This window comes from Streptomyces sp. NPDC088124 (genome assembly GCF_040685895.1).
In the GTDB taxonomy this organism is placed as follows: domain Bacteria; phylum Actinomycetota; class Actinomycetes; order Streptomycetales; family Streptomycetaceae; genus Streptomyces.
Map to the genome: position 1 here is coordinate 57710 of NZ_JBFBJB010000021.1, position 24261 is coordinate 81970.

16 protein-coding genes and 1 pseudogene are annotated in these 24261 nt (G+C 71.5%); 3 read left to right on the top strand and 14 right to left on the bottom strand.

Annotated elements, in window-relative coordinates; translation table 11 throughout:
* Positions 1-13 precede the first annotated feature (13 nt).
* From cimA to AB0P17_RS19010, 3 genes are all read right to left on the bottom strand, one after another.
* The gene (gene cimA, locus AB0P17_RS19000) at positions 14-1621 is read right to left on the bottom strand and encodes a citramalate synthase (RefSeq protein WP_365812344.1); all 1608 of its coding nucleotides are present in this window, start codon (positions 1619-1621) and stop codon (positions 14-16) included.
* A gap of 418 nt (positions 1622-2039) precedes the next feature.
* The gene (locus AB0P17_RS19005; protein WP_365812346.1) at positions 2040-3140 is read right to left on the bottom strand and encodes a branched-chain amino acid aminotransferase; all 1101 of its coding nucleotides are present in this window, start codon (positions 3138-3140) and stop codon (positions 2040-2042) included.
* 234 nt (positions 3141-3374) lie between these two features.
* Positions 3375-4418: a 3-isopropylmalate dehydrogenase gene (locus tag AB0P17_RS19010; protein WP_365812347.1), complete on the bottom strand. Its 1044-nt coding sequence runs from the start codon at positions 4416-4418 to the stop codon at positions 3375-3377.
* A gap of 182 nt (positions 4419-4600) precedes the next feature.
* On the opposite strand from AB0P17_RS19010, the gene AB0P17_RS19015 reads away from it, so the two are divergent.
* Positions 4601-6175 (top strand): metallophosphoesterase family protein, encoded by a 1575-nt coding sequence (locus AB0P17_RS19015; RefSeq protein WP_365812349.1) that lies wholly within the window; start codon positions 4601-4603, stop codon positions 6173-6175.
* 90 nt (positions 6176-6265) lie between these two features.
* On the opposite strand, the gene AB0P17_RS19020 is transcribed toward AB0P17_RS19015, so the two are convergent.
* The 3 genes from AB0P17_RS19020 to AB0P17_RS19030 form a co-directional block, all read right to left on the bottom strand.
* On the bottom strand, positions 6266-6403 hold the full coding sequence (locus AB0P17_RS19020; RefSeq protein WP_365812351.1) for a hypothetical protein: 138 nt from the start codon (positions 6401-6403) through the stop codon (positions 6266-6268).
* A 341-nt stretch (positions 6404-6744) separates the two neighbouring features.
* Positions 6745-8376, bottom strand: coding sequence for an L-glutamate gamma-semialdehyde dehydrogenase (pruA, locus tag AB0P17_RS19025; protein WP_365812353.1), 1632 nt, complete (start codon positions 8374-8376; stop codon positions 6745-6747).
* Between the two features lie 57 nt (positions 8377-8433).
* Positions 8434-9360 carry a proline dehydrogenase family protein gene (locus tag AB0P17_RS19030; protein WP_365812355.1) on the bottom strand — a complete coding sequence of 309 codons (927 nt, stop codon included), beginning with the start codon at positions 9358-9360 and terminating at the stop codon, positions 8434-8436.
* Positions 9361-9623: 263 nt separating this feature from the next.
* On the opposite strand from AB0P17_RS19030, the gene AB0P17_RS19035 reads away from it, so the two are divergent.
* Positions 9624-10793 carry a helix-turn-helix domain-containing protein gene (locus tag AB0P17_RS19035; protein ID WP_365812356.1) on the top strand — a complete coding sequence of 390 codons (1170 nt, stop codon included), beginning with the start codon at positions 9624-9626 and terminating at the stop codon, positions 10791-10793.
* Between the two features lie 94 nt (positions 10794-10887).
* On the opposite strand, the gene AB0P17_RS19040 is transcribed toward AB0P17_RS19035, so the two are convergent.
* From AB0P17_RS19040 to AB0P17_RS19075, 8 genes and pseudogenes are all read right to left on the bottom strand, one after another.
* The gene (locus tag AB0P17_RS19040; RefSeq protein ID WP_365812358.1) at positions 10888-12156 is read right to left on the bottom strand and encodes an MFS transporter; all 1269 of its coding nucleotides are present in this window, start codon (positions 12154-12156) and stop codon (positions 10888-10890) included.
* A 32-nt stretch (positions 12157-12188) separates the two neighbouring features.
* Complete coding sequence (locus AB0P17_RS19045; RefSeq protein ID WP_365812360.1) at positions 12189-12830, bottom strand: helix-turn-helix domain-containing protein; 642 nt, start codon at positions 12828-12830, stop codon at positions 12189-12191.
* Between the two features lie 139 nt (positions 12831-12969).
* Entirely contained in the window at positions 12970-14562 is a 1593-nt protein-coding gene (serA, locus tag AB0P17_RS19050) for a phosphoglycerate dehydrogenase (RefSeq protein WP_365812362.1), read from the bottom strand.
* 303 nt (positions 14563-14865) lie between these two features.
* Positions 14866-15882 (bottom strand): annotated as a pseudogene (ilvC, locus tag AB0P17_RS19055) (ketol-acid reductoisomerase); the annotation flags it as partial.
* Between the two features lie 164 nt (positions 15883-16046).
* On the bottom strand, positions 16047-16571 hold the full coding sequence (gene ilvN, locus AB0P17_RS19060) for an acetolactate synthase small subunit (RefSeq protein ID WP_329822124.1): 525 nt from the start codon (positions 16569-16571) through the stop codon (positions 16047-16049).
* Positions 16572-16600: 29 nt separating this feature from the next.
* Positions 16601-18457 (bottom strand): acetolactate synthase large subunit, encoded by a 1857-nt coding sequence (locus AB0P17_RS19065; protein ID WP_365812365.1) that lies wholly within the window; start codon positions 18455-18457, stop codon positions 16601-16603.
* Between the two features lie 204 nt (positions 18458-18661).
* Positions 18662-21535 (bottom strand): EAL domain-containing protein, encoded by a 2874-nt coding sequence (locus tag AB0P17_RS19070; RefSeq protein ID WP_365812367.1) that lies wholly within the window; start codon positions 21533-21535, stop codon positions 18662-18664.
* Positions 21536-21986: 451 nt separating this feature from the next.
* A complete protein-coding gene (locus AB0P17_RS19075; RefSeq protein ID WP_365812369.1) occupies positions 21987-22970 on the bottom strand; it encodes a 2-hydroxyacid dehydrogenase in 984 nt (327 codons plus the stop codon).
* Between the two features lie 194 nt (positions 22971-23164).
* On the opposite strand from AB0P17_RS19075, the gene AB0P17_RS19080 reads away from it, so the two are divergent.
* Entirely contained in the window at positions 23165-24181 is a 1017-nt protein-coding gene (locus AB0P17_RS19080) for an aldo/keto reductase (protein WP_365812371.1), read from the top strand.
* The last annotated feature ends 80 nt before the right edge of the window (positions 24182-24261 follow it).

Consider the following 24261-nt stretch of genomic DNA (forward strand, 5'->3'; position numbering starts at 1 on the left):
GCCGCTCCGTCCGTTACTCCGCCGGCTCGATCCCGGCGCGCAGCAGCCCGTACGTGTACGCGTCCTCCAGCGCCTGCCAGGACGCGGCGATCACGTTCTCGCCGACGCCCACCGTCGACCACTCGCCCGCGCCGTCGCTCGTGGTGATCAGCACCCGGGTGGTGGACTCCGTGCCGTGCCGGCCCTCCAGGATGCGGACCTTGTAGTCCACCAGCTCCAACTTGGCGAGCTGCGGGTAGATCCGCTCCAGCCCGGCCCGCATGGCCAGGTCGAGCGCGTTGACGGGGCCGTTGCCCTCGGCGGTGGCGACGATGCGCTCACCCTTGGCCCACAGCTTCACCGTCGCCTCGTTGGCGTGCGTGCCGTCGGGGCGGTCCTCGACGATCGCGCGCCAGGACTCCGTGCGGAAGTACTGGCGCGGCCGGCCCTCGACCTCCTCGCGGAGCATCAGTTCGAAGGAGGCGTCGGCGGCCTCGTACGTGTACCCCTTCAGCTCCTGCTCCTTGACCCGGCCGACGACCCGGCCGACCAGATCGCGGTCGCCGCCGAGGTCGATGCCGAGCTCCTTGCCCTTCAGCTCGACGGAGGCGCGGCCGGCCATGTCGGAGACGAGCATCCGCATGGTGTTGCCGACCCGCTCGGGGGCGATGTGCTGGTAGAGGTCGGGGTCGACCTTGATCGCGGAGGCGTGGAGCCCGCCCTTGTGCGCGAAGGCCGACACACCGACGTACGGCTGGTGGGTGGAGGGCGCGAGGTTGACGATCTCGGCGATGGCGTGCGAGATCCGCGTCATCTCGGCGAGCGAGCCCGCGGGCAGGACCCGCTTGTCGTACTTCAGCTCCAGCGCGGCGACGACCGGGAAGAGATTGGCGTTGCCGACGCGCTCGCCGTAGCCGTTGGCCGTGCACTGGACGTGGGTGGCGCCCGCGTCGACGGCGGCGAGGGTGTTGGCGACGGCGCAGCCGGTGTCGTCCTGGGCGTGGATGCCGAGGCGGGCGCCGGTGTCGGCGAGGACGGTGTGGACGACGGCCTGGATCTGCGCGGGCAGCATGCCGCCGTTGGTGTCGCAGAGGACGACCACGTCGGCGCCGGCCTCGGTGGCGGCGCGTACGACGGACTTGGCGTACTCGGGGTTGGCGCGGTAGCCGTCGAAGAAGTGCTCGCAGTCGACGAAGACGCGGCGGCCCTGCTCACGCAGGTAGGAGACGGTGTCGCGGACCATCGCGACGTTCTCGTCCAGCGTGGTGCGCAGGGCCAGCTCGACATGGCGGTCGTGCGACTTGGCGACGAGCGTCACCACCGGGGCGCCGGACTCGACCAGGGCTCTGACCTGGGGGTCCTCCGAGGCTTTCGCTCCGGGGCGGCGGGTGGAGCCGAAGGCGACGAGCTGCGCGTGCCGGAAGTCGATCTCCTGCTGGGCGCGGGCGAAGAACTCGGTGTCGCGCGGGTTGGCCCCGGGCCAGCCGCCCTCGATGAAGCCCACGCCGAAGTCGTCCAGATACCGGGCGATGGCCAGCTTGTCGGCGACGGTCAGGTTGATGCCCTCGCGCTGCGCCCCGTCGCGCAGGGTCGTGTCGAAGACATGGAAACCGTCGTCGGCCGCCGTGGACTCTGTGGTCATGGTGTCCTGCTCCTGTCGAGTGGAAGGTCTGGCTCCACTTGCCCCCATCATCGCGTGCCGCTCGCTCTCGGCCGGGGTGGGGCCGGAAAACGAAAAAACCCCTCGCGGGTGCGAGAGGTCTGCGCGCGGGTCTGGGGCACGATGGCCGCGCCGTACAGGGTGGTACGGGGCGGTCACTGCGGACCGGCGCGCTTGCTGCCGATAATCATGGCGAACGAGGGCACGGGCCGATTTTCGCACGTCTCGCGCGTCCGGAAAGACCCGTCTCACGATACGAACGAGCAACCCCGGGACCGGGCGGAACGCGCGGAAACCCGAGGGGCCGCACCCGCGGGGATGCGGGCACGGCCCCCTCGTACGTCAACCACGTACGCGCACGCCGGCCTCACACGCCGGACTCACACGTCGGCCTCGCAGGTCAGCCGAGCCGGTGCATCCAGCCGTGGAGGTCGGGCGCGATGCCCCGCTGGATGTCGAGCAGCGCCGAGCGCAGCTTCAGGGTGACCTCGCCGGGTTCACCGCCCGACTGCGTCCACTCGCCGTCCGCCGACTTGACGGTGCCGATCGGGGTGATCACCGCGGCCGTACCGCAGGCGAAGACCTCCGTGAGGGTGCCGTTCTCGGTGTCGCGGCGCCAGTCCTCCTTGGAGATCCGGCCCGCCTCGGAGGTGTAGCCGAGGTCGCTCGCGAGGGTGAGGAGCGAGTCCCGGGTGATCCCCGCCAGCAGGGAGCCGGTGAGTTCCGGGGTGACGATGCGGTCGCCGTACACGAAGTACAGGTTCATCCCGCCCAGTTCCTCGACCCAGCGGTGCTCGACCGCGTCGAGGTAGGCCACCTGGGCGCAGCCCTTCTCGGCCGCTTCGGCCTGGGCGAGCAGGGAGGCCGCGTAGTTGCCGCCCGTCTTGGCGTCGCCGATGCCGCCGGGGACGGCGCGGACGTAGTTCTCCGAGAGCCAGACGGAGACCGGCTGCACGCCGCCGGGGAAGTACGCGCCGGCGGGCGAGGCGATGACCAGGAACAGGTACTCGTTGGCCGGGCGCACGCCGAGGCCGACCTCGGTCGCGAACATGAACGGGCGCAGGTACAGCGACTCCTCGCCGCCGTGCGCGGGGACCCACGCCTTGTCCTGCTGGACCAGCGCGTCACACGCCGCGATGAAGGTCTCGGCGGGCAGCTCCGGCATGGCGAGGCGGCGTGCCGAGCTCTGGAAGCGGGCGGCGTTGGCCTCGGGGCGGAAGGTGGCGACCGAACCGTCGGGCAGCCGGTAGGCCTTGAGCCCCTCGAAGATCTCCTGCGCGTAGTGCAGCGTCATGTTGGCCGGGTCGATCGAGAGCGGTCCGTACGGGACGAGCTGCGCGTCGTGCCAGCCCCTGCCCTCGGTCCAGCGGATCGTCACCATGTGGTCGGTGAAGTGACGGCCGAAGCCCGGGTCGGCGAGCAGCGCCTCGCGCTCCGCGTCGGACAGCGGGTGCGAGGAGGGCTTGAGCTCGATGGCGGGCGCGGTCGTGGGCGTGGTCATGAATACTCGTCCTTCACGTGTGGGTGTGACGGACCGCGCTCACGCCGCTACTGCTGATAGGACGTCCGAGCATTCCCGCATGCCGCGGCCCACAGCGATTATCGCCCGGGCGGGGTGGTGCGGGAAATGGGGGTGAGTGCGATCCGCGAACTGATGTCGGTACCCGGCGGCCGCACAGCACGAAGCAGCCGCCGGGCGGTGGACCCGGCGGCTGCGTGGAGAGTCAGTCGCGGGTCAGCTCGCTACGCGTACGGCGAGCGCGTCGCCGATCTCGTCGGTGGTGCGCGACGCCGTGCCGTCCCGCCCGGCGAGATCGGCCGCGACGGCCTCCTCGATCCGGACGGCCTCGGCGTCGAAGCCGAGGTGCCTCAGCAGCAGGGCGACGGAGAGCACGGTGGCCGTGGGGTCGGCCTTGCCCTGGCCCGCGATGTCCGGGGCCGATCCGTGGACCGGCTCGAACATGGACGGGAACGTACGGTCCGGGTTGATGTTCGCGGACGCGGCCAGGCCGATGCCGCCGGTCACGGCAGCGGCGAGGTCGGTGAGGATGTCACCGAAGAGGTTGTCGGTGACGATCACGTCGAAGCGCTCCGGCTGGGTGACGAAGAAGATCGTCGCGGCGTCGACGTGCAGATAGTCGGTGGTGACCTCGGGGTACTCCTGGCCCACCCGGTCGAAGATGTTCTTCCACATGTGGCCCGCGTAGACGAGGACGTTGTTCTTGTGGACCAGCGTCAGCTTCTTGCGGGGACGGGAGTTGGCCCGCTCGTACGCGTCGCGGACGACCCGCTCGACGCCGTACGCCGTGTTGAGGCTCACCTCGGTGGCCACCTCGGCGGGCGTACCGGTGCGCAGCGAGCCGCCGTTGCCGGTGTACGGGCCCTCGGTGCCCTCGCGGACGACGACGAAGTCGATGTCCGGGCGGCCGGCCAGCGGGGTCTCCGTGTTGGGGAAGAGCTTCGACGGACGCAGGTTCACGTAGTGGTCGAAGGCGAAGCGGAGCTTGAGCAGCAGCCCGCGCTCCAGGACGCCGGACGGCACGGACGGGTCGCCGATCGCGCCGAGCAGGATGGCGTCGTGCCCCTTCAGGGCCTCCAGCTCCGTGTCCGGGAGGGTCTCCCCGGTACGGTGCCAGCGGCGCGCGCCGAGGTCGTACTCCTTGGTCTCCAGCTTCACATCCTGCGGGAGAACCGCACTCAGGACCTTGAGGCCCTGAGCCACGACCTCCTGGCCGATGCCGTCACCGGGGATCACTGCGAGATTGAGGCTGCGAGACATGTCCGCACCCTACTCCGCGTCCCATCCGCTGACACGGTGCGTCCATTCTGTGGACACCTCGCGTATCGGGCGTCACTCGGACGCGACCCGGGCGTCAGAGGGACGCCTTTGACGGCGTCGATGTTGCCGTTTCGACGCCTCAAATACAGACATACGCCACCGGTCGGTGTCACCGTCACCACATGGAAACTCCCCGCGTCGGGATTCCCGACCGTCTCGCCTCCCGTATGACCATGCCGGAGCAGCACGAGTACCTGCGGTCCCGGATCTCCCGGCGCGGCGTGCTGCGCGCCGGGACCGTCGTGGCGTCCACCATGGCGGGCGCCGGGCTGCTGGGCGCCAGCGCCGCCAACGCCGGGGCCACGGCGACCGCCCCCGGATTCCTGCCGTCGTCGGCCGCCGCCCGGGTGGACGGGGCGCTGGTCGCGCCCTTCGGCCGTCATCTCGCCTTCGGGGCGGACCCTCGGACGATGATGTCGGTGTCCTGGCAGGTGCCGCTGCCGGTGCGGGACCCGTACCTGCGGGTGGGGACGGAGCCCTGGGACCTGAGCCGGAAGATCAAGGCCGAGGTACGGCCGCTGCACACGCCGTCGCTGTCGGCGAAGCTGCCCGCCGTGGACCAGTACTACCTGCATGTCTCACTGGAGCGCCTGCGCCCCGGCACGACGTACTACTACGGCGTCGGCCACAGCGGCTTCGACCCGGCGGACGGGCGCAACCTCGGGACGGTCGGGACGTTCCGTACGGCCCCGTCGCACCCCGGTCCCTTCGTCTTCACGGCCTTCGGCGACCAGGGCGTCTCGTACGACGCGCTCGCCAACGACCAGGTGATCCTGGGCCAGAACCCGGTCTTCCACCTGCACGCGGGGGACATCTGCTACGCGGACGGCAGCGGGCAGGGGTCCGCGTCGGACACGTACGACGCGCGGGTGTGGGACCAGTTCCTCGCGCAGACGGAGTCGGTGGCCTCCCGGGTGCCGTGGATGGTGACCACCGGCAACCACGACATGGAGGCCTGGTACTCGCCGCACGGCTACGGCGGGCAGAACGCGCGCTGGTCGCTGCCGGGCGGCGGCCTCGACCCGGTGGGGGCGCCGGGCGTCTACTCGTTCACGTACGGCAACGTGGGTGTGGTGGCGCTGGACGCCAACGACGTGTCGAACGAGATCCGCGCCAACACCGGGTACACGGACGGCGCCCAGACGCGCTGGCTGGACAGGCGCCTCGGTGAGCTGCGCGGGGACGAGGACATCGACTTCGTCGTGGTCTTCTTCCACCACTGCGCCTTCTCCACGACGAACGCGCACGCGTCGGACGGCGGGGTGCGCGACGCGTGGGTGCCGCTCTTCGACAAGCACAAGGTCGATCTGGTCGTCAACGGCCACAACCACGTGTACGAGCGGACGGACGCGCTGCGCGGCGGCGCCGTCCGGCGCAAGGTCCCGGTCGGCGAGTCCGTCAGTTCGGTGCGGGACGGCATCGTGTACGTGACGGCGGGCGGCGCGGGCAAGGCGCTGTACGACTTCCCCGTACCGGACAGTTACGAGGGCAAGGTGGCCGATGTGGAGGCCGTTCCCTCGTACCACTGGGCGAAGGGCGGCGCGAAGGCCCCGGAGACCGTGGAGTGGTCGCGCGTGCGCTACACCGGGTTCTCTTTCCTGGCCGTGGAGGTGACGGCGGGCCCCCGCCCGGCGCTCACGGTCTCCGCGCTCGCGGAGACGGGCCACCGGGTGGACCACTTCGCCATCACCCGCTGAGTCCGCCGCGCCTACGGCCGACGGGTGTGCGGTCCCGGCGGCCGTCGGGGCCGTGCCGGCCGGCGCGGCGCTCTCGCGGTGGCGCGCCGGTCAGTGACCGGTGGCGCCGCCGTTGTCCCTCCGGTCGAGAGCGCGCTGGAGGGCGGCGGCGGCGTTCTTGCGCTCGGACTCTCCGGTGAGGGGGGTGCGGGGCGTGCGGCGGACACGCCGGACGGTCGTCTCGGCCATGGTGATCGACTCCTTGAGATAGCTGAACCACGCGACGGGGCAGCGTGATGCATCTGCGAGGTGCCGGAAGGGGCGGGGGCAAACGCGGCAGGGATTGCCTGCGTGGGGGCGCGTGCCAACGGCCGCCATTCGCTCGATGGAGCGAGACGTTCGGCTCATTCCAAGCTAAGCGAGGGAGGCCGCTCTGTCTTCACGATTACTCGGACTTCCTACTATCTGAGACGGTGGCCTTCGTCACTCGGGGCCGGCGGTCACGGAGCCGCCCCCGTACCGGAGGGGTGTGGTAACCGGTACGAGGGCGGAATCCGGGGGGGCGACGTGGCGGCGGCGCCCCGAGGGCGTCAGCCCATGTGGGGGTAGCGGTAGTCCGTCGGCGGGACCAGGGTCTCCTTGATGGCGCGGGTCAGCGTCCAGCGCATCAGGTTCTGCGGCGCGCCCGCCTTGTCGTTGGTGCCGGAGGCCCGGCCACCGCCGAAGGGCTGCTGGCCGACGACGGCACCGGTCGACTTGTCGTTGATGTAGAAGTTGCCGGCGGCGTAGCGCAGCTTCTCCATCGCGTGAGCCGCGGCGGCGCGGTCACCCGCGATGACGGAGCCGGTCAGGGCGTACGCCGAGACGGACTCCATCTGGTCGAGCACGGCCTCGTAGTCGGCGTCGTCGTAGACGTGCACCGCGAGGATCGGGCCGAAGTACTCGGTCGTGAAGACCTCGTTCTCGGGGTCGGTGCAGACGATGACGGTGGGCCGGACGAAGTAGCCGACGGAGTCGTCGTACGTGCCGCCCGCGACGATCGTGCAGCTCGGGTCGGCCGCGGCGCGGTCGATGGCGGCCTTGTTCTTGGCGAAGGCGCGCTCGTCGATGACGGCGCCGATGAAGTTGGTCAGGTCGGTGACGTCGCCCATGGCGATCCCGTCGACCTCGGCCGCGAACTCCTCCTGGAAGCCGTCGTGCCAGATCGACGCGGGGATGTACGCGCGCGACGACGCGGAGCACTTCTGGCCCTGGTACTCGAAGGAACCGCGGGTCAGCGCCGTCTTGAGAACGGCGCGGTCGGCGCTCGGGTGGGCGACGACGAAGTCCTTGCCGCCGGTCTCGCCGACGATCCGCGGGTAGGAGCGGTACGTCTCGATGTTGGCGCCGACGGTCTTCCACAGGTGCTGGAAGGTCCTGGTCGAGCCGGTGAAGTGGATGCCGGCCAGCTCGGGGTGGGTCAGCGCCACGTCGGAGACGGCGATGCCGTCGCCCGTCACGAGGTTGATGACGCCCTTGGGCAGCCCCGCCTCCTCCAGCAGCTCCATGAGCAGCACCGCGGCGAGGGTCTGCGTCGGGGACGGCTTCCAGACGACCACGTTGCCCATGAGGGCGGGTGCGGTGGGCAGGTTGCCGGCGATCGCCGAGAAGTTGAAGGGCGTGATCGCGTAGACGAAGCCTTCGAGGGGCCGGTGGTCGAGCCGGTTCCAGACGCCCGGGGAGTTGGCGGGCGGCTGCTCGGCGAGCAGGTCACGGGCGTACTTGACGTTGAAGCGCCAGAAGTCGACCAGCTCGCAGGGGCAGTCGATCTCGGCCTGCTGGGCGGTCTTGGACTGGCCGAGCATCGTCGCGGCGGCGAGCTTCTCGCGCCACGGTCCCGCGAGCAGTTCGGCGGCGCGCAGGATGATCGCGGCGCGGTCGTCGAACGCCATCGCGCGCCAGGCCGGGGCGGCGGCCAAGGCGGCGTCGACCGCGTCCTGGGCGTCCTGCCGGGTCGCGCCGGCGAACGTCCCCAGGACGGCCCCGTGGTTGTGCGGCTGGACGACGTCGACGCGCTCGCCGCCACCCATCCGCTTCTCACCGCCGATGGTCATCGGCAGGTCGACGGGGTTCTCGGCCAGCTCCTTGAGCCTGACCTCCAGCCGGGCCAGCTCGGGCGAGCCGGGGGCGTAGCCGTGCACCGGCTCGTTGACCGGCGCGGGAACCTGGGTCACAGCGTCCATGGGGACCGCATCTCCTTCATCTGCAAATCTACTCGGTCTTCGGTGGGGTGGGCCGGTTCAGCCGCGGCTGACCAGTGAGCGCAGGAAGAACGCGAGGTTGGCGGGGCGCTCGGCGAGGCGGCGCATGAAATAGCCGTACCAGTCCGTTCCGTACGCGATGTAGACCCGCATCCGGTGTCCGTCCGCGGCCAGCCGGAACTGCTCGGCCTCCCGGATGCCGTACAGCATCTGGAACTCGTACTCGTCCGGCTTGCGCCCGGCGCGGCGGGCGAGGTCCTGCGCGATGGTGACGATGCGCGGGTCGTGGGTGCCGACCATCGGATACCCGGAACCGTCCATCAGAATCCGCAGGCAGCGGATGTACGCGCGGTCGACCTCGGCCTTGTCCTGGTACGCGACGGAGGCGGGCTCCTTGTAGGCGCCCTTGACGAGGCGCACGCGCGAGCCCGCGGCGGACAGGACCCGGCAGTCCTCCTCCGTACGGAAGAGGTACGACTGGACGACGGCGCCGGTCTCCGGGAAGCGTGCGCGCAGCTCGGCGTGGATGGCGAGCGTCGAGTCGATGGTGGTGTGGTCCTCGGCGTCGAGGGTGACCGTGGTGCCGATGGCGGCGGCGGCCTCGACGACGGCGGTGACGTTCTTCAGGGCGAGGTCGTACCCGCCGGGCAGCGCCTGGCCGAAGGAGGAGAGCTTCACCGACATCTCGGCGCGGGTGCCGAGCTCCAGCGGGGTGAGGGCCTCGATCAGCCGCAGGTACGCGTCCCGGGCGGCCAGCGCCGCGGCCGGGTCGGTGATGTCCTCGCCGAGGACGTCGAGCGTGATCTCCAGACCCTGCTCCGCGAGGGACCGGACGACGGGGGTGGTCTCCTCGACGGACTCGCCGGCGATGAAACGGTTCACCACGGGCTTGGTGACGGGGGCGGCCGAAAGGGTGCGGCGCAGGACGTCGCTGCGGGACGCGGCAAGGATCACGGGACCCAGCACAGGGACCTCCACGGTGGATCGAACGGTGCGGCACGGTGCGACGACGGGGGCGGCGGGAGCCGGTGAGGCCGTGGCAGCAGGGCTGTGGCGGTAGGGCGGTGGTGCGGTGGTGCGGAAATGATCAGTTCCGGTACGGCGGGGGAACCGGCGGAGGAACCACTGTGAAACCTAGGGATCGACCCGATCCTCTGCCATCGACACCTGTCACGCATCCGTGGCCCGGATCTCAGACAGATGTCTGAAAGCGGTGGGAGAATGTCCGGGTGAAGGACGATTACCAGGAACTGGTCGACGAGATCTCGGCCCTGCTCGGCGTCCCGGCGACCCTGGAGAACCGGGACTTCGGACTGATCGCCTTCGGGGTGCACGACAGCGAGGACGACACGGCGATGGACCCGGTCAGGACGCGTTCGATCCTGACGCGGCGGTCGACGCCCGCGGTCCGCGCCTGGTTCGAGAACTTCGGCATCACCCACGCGTCCGGCCCCGTCCGGATCCCCGCGGCGCCGGACGCCGGGGTGTTCCGGGGCCGCATCTGTCTGCCGGTACGCCACCGGGGGCGGGTCCTCGGCTACGTATGGCTGCTCGACGACGCGGGCCCGGGGCCGAGCGGGGCCACGCTCGCGGCGGCCATGGAGGTGACGTCCCGGATCGGCGAACTCCTCGCCGACGAGGCGAAGGCGGGCACGGACCTGGCCAGGGAGTTGCGGGCCGTCCTCACGGCGGAATCCGGCTGGCAGCGGGAGATGGCGTCGGCCGCGCTGCGCACGGCGCTGGGCCCCAGTGCGGACGGGGCCCACGTCCTGCTCTGCGTGGCGCCGTGGGGCGCCGAGGAGCCGCCGGTACGGACGGTGCCGGGGACGGCGGCGCTCTGCACCCTCCCCCTCCCGCCGGCCCGCGCGGCGGAGGCGCCCCGTACGGGGCGGGACGGCGACGGGGCGCTGGCCCTCCTCGTACGGCTGCGCTCGCCGGACGCGGAGCCGGCCGTCCTGACGGCGGCGGCACGGCTGCGCGCCACGGCGGGGCCGGCCGCGGGCGCCGGGATCTGCGCCCCGCGCCGGGGGCTGACGGAGCTGCCGGCGGCATGGCGCGAGGCGGTGGCGGCGGCCCGCGCCTCGGTGGCCCAGCCCCGGCTCGGCCCGGTGGCGCGGTGGACGGCGCTGGGCGCGTACCGGCTGCTGACCGCGCTGCCCACGGCACCCGACCCGGCGGTGGTGGAGCTGCTGTACCCCGTCCACGCCGAACTGGCGCACACCGCCGAGGTCTTCCTCGACCACGCGGGCCAGGCGGGGCGTACGGCCTCGGCGCTCGGCATCCACCGGCAGACGCTCTACTACCGGCTCTCCCGGATCGAACAGCTCACGGGCCTGGACCTGGCCGAGGGCGAGGACCGCCTGCTGCTGCACATGGCCCTGAAGGCGGCCCGCCTGTGACCGCCGCCGCGCCGCCGAGGGCCCGCGCCGGAGGCTGGTCCGTGACAACTGGTCCGTAAGGGTCCACGAAGACCGGGAAGACCGGCCGGACAGGTCAGAAGCCGACCTGCGGATCCCGCCGGGGCAGTTCGGCGCGCCGTACCGCCTCGCAGGCCAGGACGACGACCACCCCCAGGCAGCCGAAGGCCCCGCAGCCGAGGAACACCGGGGCGGCGCCCCAGGCTCCGATGGCGGCGCCGACCAGCGGATAGCTGAGCGGCGCGAGCCCGACCATGGTGAGCATGACGACGGAGGTGACCCGGCCGAGGAAGGCCGGGTCCGCGGCGGTCTGTACGAGGGTGCTGCTCAGGCCGCCGAAGACGCCCGCGCTCAGTCCGGTCACCACGGCCAGCGCCGCGGCGGTCCAGAGCGCCGGCACCAGCGCGAGGGTGGCCGCGCCCGCACTCGCCGCGAAGAGCGTCCCGGCCAGCACCAGGCCGGCCCGGGGCAGCCGGCCGGCGACGGCGAGCAGCGTGGCGCCGGCCGCCGCCCCCGCGCCGAAGCTGCCGACGATCCAGCCGTACCCCGAAGCCCCCCAGCCGCGCTCGGCGTTGAGGAGCACCATGCCGACGTTGAGGGTGCCGGTGAGGCCCAGCTCGCAGACGGCGCCGACGGCGACGAGCGGGCCGATGAGGCGGTGGCGGGCGATGTAGCGCAGGCCGTCGAGGAGGTCCTGCCCCACCGTGCCGGGTTCCGGCCGTTCGTGGCCACGCGCGAGGGGCCGTATCCGTACCGTCAGCAGGAGCGGCAGGGAGAGCGCGAAGAGCAGTCCGGCGACGGCGAAGGTGGCCGCCGTACCTCCGAACCCCATGGCCAGGCCGCCGATCGGCGGGCCCGCGATCTGGCTGAGGCGCATCGACAGGGAGCGCATGCCGGTGACCCGGGCCAGCTGGCCGGGGCCGGTGATGCGCGGCGGGAGGGCCCCGATCGCGGGTACGAAGAGCGCGTCCAGGGCGCCGAAGACGAGCGCCACCGCGACGAGGATCCACAGGGCCGGCGCGGTCAGCGCGATACCGGCGGCCACCGAGAGAATGAGGAGGCAGCGCAGCGCGTCGCTGCCGAGAACGACCCGGCGGGGGTCGAACCGGTCGGCCAGCACGCCCCCGCCGAGCATGAGCAGCGCCCGCGGCAGTGCCCCGGCGGCCATGACGAGACCGACCTCGGCGGGGCCGGCGGCCTGCTGGGCGGACCAGCCGAGGGCGACGAAGTACACGCTGTCGCCGACGAGGGAAACGGTGTGCGCGGCGAGCCAGCGCAGCACATTGCCGTCGCGATGGGCCGGCGTGGTGGCGGGTTCGGGCGGGGCGGTCTCTGCGGCGGCCATGGCCGGCTCCAGGGTGTCGGGAAACGGCCGGGTCAGGGCCGGAACGGAAAACCGTAGAGGTGCACGGAGACGTGCTCGCGGCCCTCGGTGTCGCCGGCCGCCGCGGCGGCCCGGCCGCGCTCCCGCCAGCGCCGGGACAGGGCCTGGAGTTCCGCGCTCATCTCGGCGAGTTCGGCCGGGGTCAGGTCGAGCAGCCACTCGGCACTGAAGGACGCGTCGGTCCACTCCTTGCCCCAGGCCGACCGCTCGTCCAGATAACCGAGGTACTGGGCGGTGCGGATGTCGTGCATGCCGCGGGTCAGCGCGCCGACGGCGGCGGCTCCTTCGGGCGTGTCCGCGAAGTCCGAGTCGCGGTAGCCCCAGCCCTCCTCCGACGCCACCTGCCACCACCGCTCCCGGCCGTCGGCGCTCCGGCCGCTCGCCCCGGTCACGAAGCCGTGCTCGGCCAGCTTGCGCAGGTGGTAACTGACCAGCGACGGCGCCTGGTCGAGCTGCTCGGCGAGATGGGAGGCGGTCGCGGTGCCCGCGGCGTACAGCGCCCGGTAGAGCTGCAGGCGCAGCGGGTTGGTGAACGCCTTGAGCCGGGACAGGTCGGTGATCCGCTCGTGCGTCTGCTCGTGCCCGTGTTCGTGCTCGTGTTCGTGTTCGTGTTCGTGTTCACGCTGGGGTCGCATGGCCCCCACCGTAGATGCGAAAGAGAAGTTGCGCAATAAATCTTTCACATCTCCCCGCGCGGCGGCACCCGGGGGAAACGGCGAAGGGCCCGGTGGGATCCGTCGATCCCACCGGGCCCTTCGGCCGTGAACGTCCAGGTCAGTCCGTCAGGTTCACCGAGCGCGCCGAGACCGCGCCGATCTCCGCGGCGATCTCCGTGAGCACGGCCGGCGGGACCGTGTCGTCGACGGTGAGGACGACCAGCGCCTCGCCGCCCTCCTCCCGCCGCGAGACCTGCATGCCCGCGATGTTCAGCCCGGCCTCGCCGAGGATCCGGCCGACCGTGCCGACCACGCCGGGGCGGTCCTCGTACCGCAGCACGATCATGTGCTCGGCCAGCGCCAGATCCACGTCGTACTCGCCGATCGCGACGATCTTCAGCAGGTGCTTCGGCCCGGCCAGGGTGCCGGAGACCGAGACCTCCTCGCCGCCGGCGAGCGTGCCGCGCACCGTCACCACGTTGCGGTGGTTCGGGGACTCGCTGGAGGTCGTGAGGCGGACCTCGACGCCGCGCTCCTGCGCGAACAGCGGCGCGTTCACGTACGACACCGTCTCGGCGACGACGTCCTCGAACACGCCCTTGAGCGCGGAGAGTTCGAGCACCTTCACGTCGTGCTGGGTGATCTCGCCGTACACCTCGACATCGAGCCGGGCCGCGACCTCGCCCGCGAGGGCGGTGAAGATCCGGCCCAGCTTCTCGGCGAGCGGCAGGCCCGGGCGTACGTCCTCGGCGATGACCCCGCCCTGGACGTTGACCGCGTCGGGGACCAGCTCACCGGCGAGCGCGAGCCGTACGGAACGGGCGACCGCGACGCCCGCCTTCTCCTGCGCCTCGTCGGTGGAGGCGCCGAGGTGCGGCGTGCAGACGACCTGGTCGAACTCGAAGAGCGGGGAGTCCGTGCAGGGCTCCTTCGCGTACACGTCCAGACCGGCGCCGGCGACCCGGCCCTCCTTGAGGGCGGAGGCGAGCGCCGCCTCGTCGACGATCCCGCCGCGCGCGGCGTTGACGATCCGGACCGACGGCTTGACCTTGTGCAGCGCCTCGTCTCCGATGAGGCCGATCGTCTCGGGGGTCTTGGGCAGGTGCACGGTGATGAAGTCCGACACCTCCAGCAGCTCGTCGAGCGTGAGCAGCTTGACGCCCATCTGCGCGGCGCGGGCCGGCTGCACGTAGGGGTCGTACGCGACGATCTTCATGCCGAAGGCGGACATGCGCTGGGCGACGAGCACGCCGATCCGGCCGAGGCCGACGACGCCCAGGGTCTTCTCGCTCAGCTCGACGCCCGTGTACTTGGAGCGCTTCCACTCGCCGTTCTTGAGCGCGGTGTTGGCCTGCGGGATGTGGCGTGCGGTGGCCACCAGCAGACCGCAGGCCAGCTCGGCGGCGGTGACGATGTTCGACGTCGGCGCGTTGACGACCATCACGCCGGCCTTGGTGGCGGCGGAGACGTCGACATTGTCGAGGCCCACCCCGGCGCGGGCGACGACCTTCAGCTTGCCGGCCGCGGCGACGGCCTCGGCGTCGACCTTGGTCGCGGAGCGGACGAGAATCGCGTCCACGTCGGCGATGGCCGGGATCAGCTCGGCGCGGTCGGCGCCGTTGCAGTGCCGGATCTCGAAATCCGGACCGAGCGCGTCGACGGTTGCGGGCGACAGCTCTTCAGCGATGAGTACGACAGGTTTCGAGCTCACGTGAGTCCTCACAAGTCCCATTGCGGACGGCCGTCCCGACGGCCGCATGCGGTGGAGGGGTCCTAGGGCGGAGCGCGCCCTAACCGCGTGAAAGACGCACGACGCTGTGGGCCTGACGCGTATGTGTTGAGCAGTGTAATGCTGCCGACGGCTGCTGTTCCGCCCCCGCGACAGGATCACTCGTACGTGCGGCCCGGCGGCAGCGTCCGTGCGTCGCCGGTGCGCGGGCGGCCCCGGTCCGGCCCCTTCTCCGCCGGTCGTGCCGGAGATCAGGAGCCGCCCCGGGGCCGCCCGCGCACGGTGTTACGCGTCCTCGTCGTCGACCCAGCTCATGAGCTTGCGGAGCTCGGCGCCGGTCGTGGCCAGCAGGCTGTCGCTGTCGGCCTTCTTGTACTCGTTGTACTTCTTCAGACCGCCGTGGTACTCGTCCATCCAGTTCTTGGCGAACGTACCGTCCTGGATCTCGGCCAGGATCTTCTTCATCTCGACCTTGGTCTGGTCGGTGATGACGCGCGGGCCGCTGACGTAGTCGCCCCACTCGGCGGTCTCGGAGACCGACCAGCGCATCTTCTCCAGGCCGCCCTCGTACATGAGGTCCACGATCAGCTTCAGCTCGTGGAGGCACTCGAAGTACGCGATCTCCGGCTGGTAGCCGGCCTCGGTCAGCGTCTCGAAGCCCGCCTTGACCAGCGCGGCGGTACCGCCGCAGAGCACGGCCTGCTCACCGAACAGGTCGGTCTCGGTCTCCTCGGTGAAGGTCGTCTTGATGACGCCGGCGCGGGTGCCGCCGATGCCCTTCGCGTACGACAGGGCCAGCGCGAACGCCGCGCCGGAGAAGTCCTGCTCGACGGCGGCGATGCAGGGAACGCCGCGGCCCTCCTCGTACTGGCGGCGGACCAGGTGGCCCGGGCCCTTGGGGGCGACCATCGCGACATCGACATTGGCCGGCGGCTTGATGAAGCCGTAGCGGATGTTGAGGCCGTGGCCGAAGAACAGCGCGTCGCCGTCCTTCAGGTGGTCCTTGATGGACTCCTCGTACACCTGGGCCTGGATCGGGTCCGGCACCAGGATCATGATGACGTCGGCCTCGGCGGCGGCCTCGGCGGGCGTCACCACGCGCAGGCCCTGCTCCTCGGCCTTGGCCTTGGACTTGGAGCCCTCGTGCAGGCCGACCCGGACGTCGACACCCGAGTCACGGAGCGACAGCGCGTGGGCGTGGCCCTGGCTGCCGTAACCGATGACCGCGACCTTGCGGTTCTGGATGATGGACAGGTCGGCATCGTCGTCGTAGAACAGCTCGGCCACTGGGTCTTCTCCTTGGTGTGCACTTCTGTGAAATGTCGAAGCTTGCGTCCCACCGTACGGCGGCGGGGCGAAGCCGGTCTCCCGGTCTCGGCATGCGAGCGGACCGGGCGGGGTCCTGTCCGGGACCTCCCGTGCCGAAGGGCGGACCCTCGGGGCGTGGGAGGCCCGGACGAAAGGCCCTAGGCGCTGCGGTCCAGGGCCCGCAGGCTGCGGTCCGTGATGGACCGCGCGCCACGCCCTATGGCGATCGTCCCGGACTGCACCAGCTCCTTGACGCCGAACTGCTCCAGCATCTTGAGCATGGCGTCGAGCTTGTCACTCGATCCGGTGGCCTCGATCGTGACGGCGTCGGGTGACACGTCGACGGTCTTGGCGCGGAAGAGCTGGACGATCTCGACGATCTGGGAGCGGGTCTCGTTGTCGGCGCGGACCTTCACCAGAACGAGCTCGCGCTGGATCGCAGCGCCGGGCTCGAGTTCGACGATCTTCAGGACGTTCACCAGCTTGTTGAGCTGCTTCGTCACCTGCTCCAGGGGCAGTTCCTCGACATTGACCACGATGGTGATGCGGGAGATGTCGGGGTGTTCCGTGACACCGACGGCGAGGGAGTCGATGTTGAAACCGCGGCGGGAGAACAGCGCGGCGATCCGGGCGAGGATACCGGGGGTGTTCTCCACCAGAACGGAGAGCGTGTGCCTGGTCATGTGTCGGTCTCTTCTCTCGTTCTCGCGGCTCAGTCGTCGGCGCTGTCGCCGAAGTCGGGGCGGATGCCCCGGGCGGCCATGACCTCGTCGTTCGAAGTGCCGGCGGCGACCATCGGCCACACCTGGGCGTCCTCGTGGACGATGAAGTCGACCACGACGGGGCGGTCGTTGATGGCGTTGGCCTTGGCGATGACCGCGTCGAGATCGTCCGGGGACTCGCAGCGCAGGGCGACACAGCCCATGGCCTCGGACAGCTTGACGAAGTCCGGGACTCGGGTGCCGCGGCTGGGGCCGTCCGTACCGCCGTCACCGGAGTGCAGGACGGTGTTGGAGTAGCGCTGGTTGTAGAAGAGGGCCTGCCACTGGCGGACCATCCCGAGCGCCCCGTTGTTGATGATCGCGACCTTGATCGGGATGTTGTTGAGCGCGCAGGTGGTGAGTTCCTGGTTGGTCATCTGGAAGCAGCCGTCGCCGTCGATCGCCCAGACGGTACGGTCCGGCTGCCCGGCCTTGGCGCCCATGGCCGCCGGGACGGCGTACCCCATGGTCCCGGCGCCGCCGGAGTTCAGCCAGGTGGCGGGCTTCTCGTACTCGATGAAGTGCGCGGCCCACATCTGGTGCTGGCCGACGCCCGCGACGAAGATCGTGTCCTCGGGGGCCTGCCGGCCGACGCGCTGGATCACCTGCTGCGGGGAGAGGGAGCCGTCCCCGGGCTGTTCGTAGCCGAGGGGGTAGGTCTCGCGCCACCGGTTGAGATCGCGCCACCACGCGGTGTGGTCGCCGACGTGGCCTTCCGTGTGCTCCGCCTGGACGGCCTGGACGAGGTCGGCGAGGACCTCGCGGGCGTCCCCGACGATCGGCACGTCCGCGATCCGGTTCTTGCCGATCTCGGCGGGGTCGATGTCCGCGTGGACGATCTTGGCGTACGGCGCGAAGCTGTCCAGCTTGCCGGTGACGCGGTCGTCGAAGCGGGCACCGAGGGCGACGATCAGGTCGGCCTTCTGGAGCGCGGTGACGGCGGTGACCGAACCGTGCATGCCCGGCATCCCCACGTGCAGCGGGTGGCTGTCGGGGAAGGCGCCCAGCGCCATCAGGGTGGTGGTGACGGGGGCGCCGGTCAGCTCGGCGAGGACCTTCAGCTCGGCGGTGGCGCCGGCCTTGATGACGCCGCCGCCGACGTACAGGACGGGGCGCTCGGCCTGGGTGATCAGCCGGGCGGCCTCGCGGATCTGCTTGGCGTGCGGCTTGGTCACCGGGCGGTAGCCGGGCAGGTCCTGGGTGGGCGGCCAGGAGAAGGACGTACGGGCCTGGAGGGCGTCCTTGGCGATGTCGACGAGGACCGGGCCCGGCCGGCCCGTGGAGGCGATGTGGAACGCCTCAGCGATGGTCCGCGGGATGTCCTCGGCCTTGGTGACGAGGAAGTTGTGCTTGGTGATCGGCATGGTGATGCCGCAGATGTCCGCCTCCTGGAAGGCGTCCGTCCCGATGGCCTTGCTCGCGACCTGACCGGTGATCGCGACGAGCGGCACGGAGTCCATGTGCGCGTCGGCGATCGGGGTGACCAGGTTGGTGGCGCCGGGGCCGGAGGTGGCCATGCAGACGCCGACCTTGCCGGTGGCCTGGGCGTAGCCCGTCGCGGCGTGGCCCGCGCCCTGCTCGTGGCGGACGAGGACGTGCCGGACGCGGGTGGAGTCCATCATCGGGTCGTACGCCGGGAGGATGGCGCCGCCGGGGATGCCGAATACGACCTCGGCGCCCACCTCTTCAAGAGAGCGGATGAGCGACTGCGCGCCCGTGACGTGCTCGACTGAGGCGGAGGACGGTCCGCCGTTACGGGCCCGCGGCTGCGGATGGTGGGCCCCGGTGGCCTGCTCGGTCATCGGCATTCTCTTCTCGAAGCTGAGGGTTTTTGCGAGTTTTGTGGTGTGCCGGTGCAACAAAAAACCCCTCGTGCCGTGAGGCAAGCGAGGGGAGCGCGTCGGGTGCGGTCTGCAGAGCGGGAAGGGGGCTCTGCGTCAGCCGACGCGCTGTCCAAGTACGAGAATTCGGGTGCGCATGGAAATGACCCTCCCTCCGGCGCGCCCCGGCTGTCAAGTGGGTGGGACGGGAGTCTCACTATTTGAGCGGATCGATGGCTGGGGAATCCGGTCGGAGACCGGCTGACGGGAGTGGCGTACGGGGCCCGGGCCGCCGGTGCCGGCGAGGACGGGCAGGGCGTTGGTGCCCGGCATGGGGTACGAACCGGTCACCAGGGCCCGGCGCAGCCGGTACTCGTCGAGCGGCCCGGAGAAAGCCATGCCCTGGCCGTGGGTGCACCCCATGGCGCGCAGGGCGGTCACCTGCTCGGGGAGGTCGACCCCTTCGGCGACGGACTGCAACCCCAGGTCGCAGGCGATCCTCAGCAGCCCCGCGGTGATCTTGTGCAGCCGCCCGGACTCCACTACACCCTCGACCAGGCCGCGGTCGAGTTTCAGCACGTCGACGGGGAGGCGGCGCAGGGCGTTTATCGCCGCGTAGCCGCTGCCGAAGCCGTCGAGCGCGATCCGCACGCCGAGGCGGCGCAGCGCGACGAGGCGCTGCTCCAGATCGTCCAGGGAGGCCCGCGGGTCATGGTCGGACAGTTCGATCATCAGGGCCCCGGAGGGCAGCCCGTGCCGCATCAGCAGGCCCTCGATGGAGCTGACGCTGCCGAGCGGCAGGGACTTGTCGAGGAGCCTGCGGGCCGGGATCCGTACGGAGACGGGCGCGGAGTACCCCATGTCGGAACGCTCGGCGGCCTGCTTGACGGCCTCTTCGAGGAGCCAGCGGCCCAGCTCCGAGGTGCGGTCACCGTCGTCGGCGCCGCGCAGGAACTCGGCCGGGGTGAAGAGGATGCCCTGGGCGGAGCGCCAGCGGGCCTGGGCGGCGACGGCGGAGACCCGTCCCGAGGTGAGATGGACCACGGGCTGGTGGACCAGGGCGAACTCGCCGTCGTGCAGTGCGGTGCGGAGTCTGGCCGCCAGCTCGGTCCTGCGGACCACGTCGGCCTGCATCTGGGGCGCGTACATCTCGACGCGGTTCTTGCCGCCCGCCTTGGCGCGGTACATGGCGAGGTCCGCGTTGCGCATCAGGTCGGTGGGGGTTATGCCGGGCTCGGCGAAGGCGACGCCGATGGAGGCGGCGACGCGGACGTCGTTGCCGTCGATCTTGTACGGCTGGGAGAGCCGGAGGCGCAGCCGGTCGGCGATCTCGTGGACCTGGTACTCCCGGGCCGCCTGGTCGCCGGAGCCGTCGCCGAGGACGATGGCGGCGAACTCGTCACCGCCGAGCCGGGCGGCGGTGTCGCCCGCCCGGACGGAGTCCTGGAGCCGGTGGGCGGCGAGGATCAGGAGTTCGTCCCCCACCTGATGCCCCAGCCGGTCGTTGACGGCCTTGAAACCGTCGAGGTCGATGAAGAGCACCGCCGTGCCGGGATCGGTCGTACGGCGGCCGGAGAGGGCCTGCCTGACCCGCTGCGTGAAGAGCGCCCGGTTGGGCAGATCGGTGAGCGGGTCGTGTTCGGCGTTGTGCTGGAGCTGTGCCTGGAGGCGGACCCGTTCGGTGACGTCCCGGCTGTTGAAGATCAGCCCGCCCTGGTGGCGGTTGACCGTGGACTCCACATTGAGCCAGTCGCCGGCCCCGGAGCGAAAGCGGCACTCGATGCGGGTCGTGGGCTCGTCGGCGGGTGGGGCGGCCAGGAAGCGGCGCACTTCGTGGACGACCCGGCCCAGGTCGTCGGGGTGGATGATCGAGGCGAGTTCGGCGCCGACGAGATCCTCGGCCTCGCGCCCGTAGACGCCGGTGGCGGCGGGGCTGACGTAGCGGAGTATCCCGGAGGGCGCGGCGATCATGATGACATCGCTGGACCCCTGGACCAGGGAGCGGAAGTGGCTCTCCTTGTGCGCCAGCTCATGGGTGAGGGCGATGTTGTCGACGAGCATGATGCCCTGCCGCACGACCAGGGCGAGCACGACCGTGCAGCCGGTGAGGACCACCACCCGGTCGACCTTGCGGCCCTCGGTGACGTTGTACAGGATCCCCAGCGTGCAGACGGCCGCGGCGAGATACGGCGTGAGCGCGGCCAGGGAGCCCGCGATCGGCGCGGCCGGCCGGACCTGGCGGTCCTCCCGGGACGGGGCCGGGGCCTCGGGGACGCGCCGGACGCCCCAGGGCGCGTACGCGAGGAGCAGCGACCCGGCGAACCAGCCCGCGTCCAGGAGCTGGCCCGAGCGGTACGTCTCGCGCAGCAGCGGCGAGGTGAACAGGGCGTCGCACAGCACCGTCAGGGCGAGCGCGGCGATCGCGGTGTTGACCGCGGAGCGGCTGCCCGCGGCCTTACGGAAGTGCAGGGCCAGCACCATGCTGACGAGGACGATGTCCAGCAGCGGGTAGGCGAGGGAGAGCGCCGCCTGGGTGACGCTCTCGCCCTGGAACTGCGCGGTCCGGGCGAGGGCGAGGCTCCAGGAGAGCGTGAGCAGCGAGCCGCCGATCAGCCAGGCGTCCAGCGCGAGGCAGACCCAGCCGGCCCTGCTGACCGGCCGTTTGGCGAGGACGAGCAGGCCGACGATGGCGGGTGGCGCGAAGCAGAGGAAGAAGAGATCGGCGAGGCTGGGACTGGGGACGGGCTCTTCGAGGATGACCTCGTACCACCCCCAGACCGCGTTGCCCGCCGAGGCCATCGCGGAGGAGAAGGAGAAGAGCAGCCACGCGGGCCGGAAGCGGCTGGTGTGGCCGCGTGCGTAGAAGAAGCAGGAGACCGCGGCGATCAGGGCGGCGAGGCTCAGTCCGAAGTCGCCCATGAACAGGGCGAGTTTCTCCGATCCCCAGCCCACCGCCGCACCGGTCGCGTATCCGCCGCAGATCAGGGCGAGGAAGAGCTGGGCGGCCAGCCCCGTCCCCGCGCCGGAGGCCTGACGCCCGCGCACGAGCACGCCCTCGGCGCTCACCGGACCGCTCCTGAAGACGTCTCCGTCACCGGCACCGCCGACGGGCGCGGGTCGCGCGCCGGGGTGTCCGGAGGTCGCCGCCGACGCCCCTGCCGCGTCGGATCGTTCGTCCATTGGCCGTACATCGCCCGTCGCCCCCCTCGGATTTCGATCACTCCGCTGCGCCGCCCCACGCGCGGCGCAACCCCCAGATCGGGACGATACACCAGACTCGTCACTCAGGGCCATAGTTCTTCTACTCTCCGTGACGACCAGCGGAGTTGTCGGTATCGAGGGTGCCCGGACGGGTGCGGAGCGTGGCTGCGAGCCGCTCGTGCGACGGCGTGCCCCGGGGCGCCCGATCCCGCCGCGGCCGCGGCGGGATCCGGACGGCGCCCGGGACGGCGCGGCAGGCCGCACCCCGGACGGCGGGGCGGTCGGTGAGGCGGACGCCGCGGCGGGCGGCGGGTGGTCAGGCGGCGGATGATCCCTTCGGTCCTTCCGTCGATCCGGTCGGCCCTTCGGTCGTGAGGACGACGTTCCGCAGTTCGTCCCCGGCGGCGAACCGGGTGAGCTGGCCGGCCAGCAGGCGCTTGGCGCGCGGCAGGAAGGCCGAGGTGGGTCCGCCGACGTGGGGGCTGATGAGGACACCCGGAGCATGCCAGAGCGGATGTCCCGCGGGCAGCGGTTCCGGATCTGTCACATCGAGGGCGGCTTCGATCCGGCCACTCTCCAGCTCCGCGAGGAGCGCCTTGGTGTCGACGACGGCCCCGCGCGCGACGTTCACCAGCAGGGCGCCGTCCTTCATCCGCGCCAGGAACTCCGCTCCCACCAGGCCCTTCGTCCCCTCGGTGAGCGGCGTGGAGAGAATCACCACATCGGCCTCGGGCAGCAGTGCGGGCAGTTCGGTGAACGCGTGCACCTGCCCGCGCTCCGTGGTGCGTGCGGAGCGCGCGACGCGCGTCACCCGCGCGCACTCGAACGGAGTGAGCCGGTCCTCGATGGCGGCGCCGATCGAACCGTAACCGACGATCAGCACGGACCGGTCGGCGAGCGCGGGGCGGAAGCCGGCGCGCCACTCCTCGCGGTCCTGGCCCCGTACGTAGCCCGGTATGCCGCGCAGGGAGGCGAGCGTGAGGGTGAGCGCGAGTTCGGCCGTACTGGCCTCGTGGACCCCCTTGGCGTTGCACAGTCTGACTCCGGCGGGCAGCACGCCGAGCGCGGGCGCCACGTTGTCGGTGCCGGCGGAGAGCGTCTGGACGACGCGCAGGGATGTCATGGCGGCGAGCGGCCGTACGACGGTCTCCGGGGGCCGCATGTACGGCACGACGTAGAAGGCGCAGTCGGCGGGGTCGGCGGGGAACTCGTCCTCCCCGTCCCACTGTACGTACCGCGGTCCCTCGGGCAGTCCTTCGATCTCAGCGGCCGGAATCGGTAGCCATACGTCAGGAGTCATGGTCAGGAGGCTATGCGACGCACGGCGCGCGGACCCGGCGCCCGGTACGGCGGCGCGTCCGTCACCGGGTCCTGCGGTGACTCCGCCGAGGGGTCCGAGGGAAGATCATCGGGCGGGTCACCGGTAGGTCCCGAAGGCGGGATCCGCAGGTGGATGAGGTTAGTTTGAGGGCGGCACGAGGGAGGGGTACGGCGTTGGAGCGCAGGACAATCGGTGCGGCGGCGCTCGAAGTGGGCGCGGTCGGGCTCGGCTGCATGCCGATGCACTGGGCCTACACCACCTCCCAGCAGTACGGATACCGGTCGCTGCGCACGGTGCACGCGGCGCTGGACGCCGGTACGACCCTGCTCGACACCGCCGACATGTACGGCCCGTTCACCAATGAGCTGCTGTTGGGACGGGTGCTCGGGCGGCGGCGCGCGGAGGCCTTCGTCTCCACCAAGTGCGGGCTGCTCGTGGGTGATCAGCACATCGTCGCCAACGGCCACCCGAAGTATGTGCGACGGGCCTGTGACGCCTCGCTGCGGCGGCTCCAGACCGATGTGATCGATCTCTACCAGCTGCACCGTGCCGATCCCGAGGTGCCCGTCGAGGAGACCTGGGGGGCGATGGCGGAGCTGGTGGGCGCGGGGAAGGTGCGGGCGCTCGGGCTGTGCGCGGTGGGCGCGCGGGCGGCCGGGGCGGGGGCGCGGACGGCGCGCCGGGGGCCCGGCGAGGATCTGCACGCGGCGACGATCCGGCAGTTGGAGCGCGTGCAGCAGGTGTTCCCGGTGAGCGCGGTGGAGGCGGAGCTGTCGGTGTGGTCGCCGGAGGCGCTGGAGCGGCTGCTGCCGTGGTGCGAGGCGCGCGGCATCGGTTTCCTGGCGGCGATGCCGCTCGGCAACGGTTTCCTGACGGGCACGCTCACCCCGGGGCAGGGATTCGAGCCGGACGACGTACGGGCCCGCCATCCGCGGTTCACGGCGGAGATGATGGCCGCGAACCAGCCATTGGTGGTGGGGCTGCGGCGGGTGGCCCGGCGGCACGGGGCGACCCCCGCGCAGGTGGCGCTGGCGTGGGTGCTGGGACGGGGGCGGCACGTGGTACCGGTGCCGGGGACGAAGCGGGAGCCGTGGGCGGTGGAGAACGCGCGGGCGGCGGAACTGGCGCTGACGGAGCGGGACGTGGCCGAGATAGCGGCGCTGCCGCCGGTGCGGGCGTCCTGGGAGTGAGGGGCCGGGGCCGGCACCCGGGACGGGCCGCGCGGGAGTCTCCGCGGGCCCTCGGCGGGACCCGGATCGGCGACATCGGT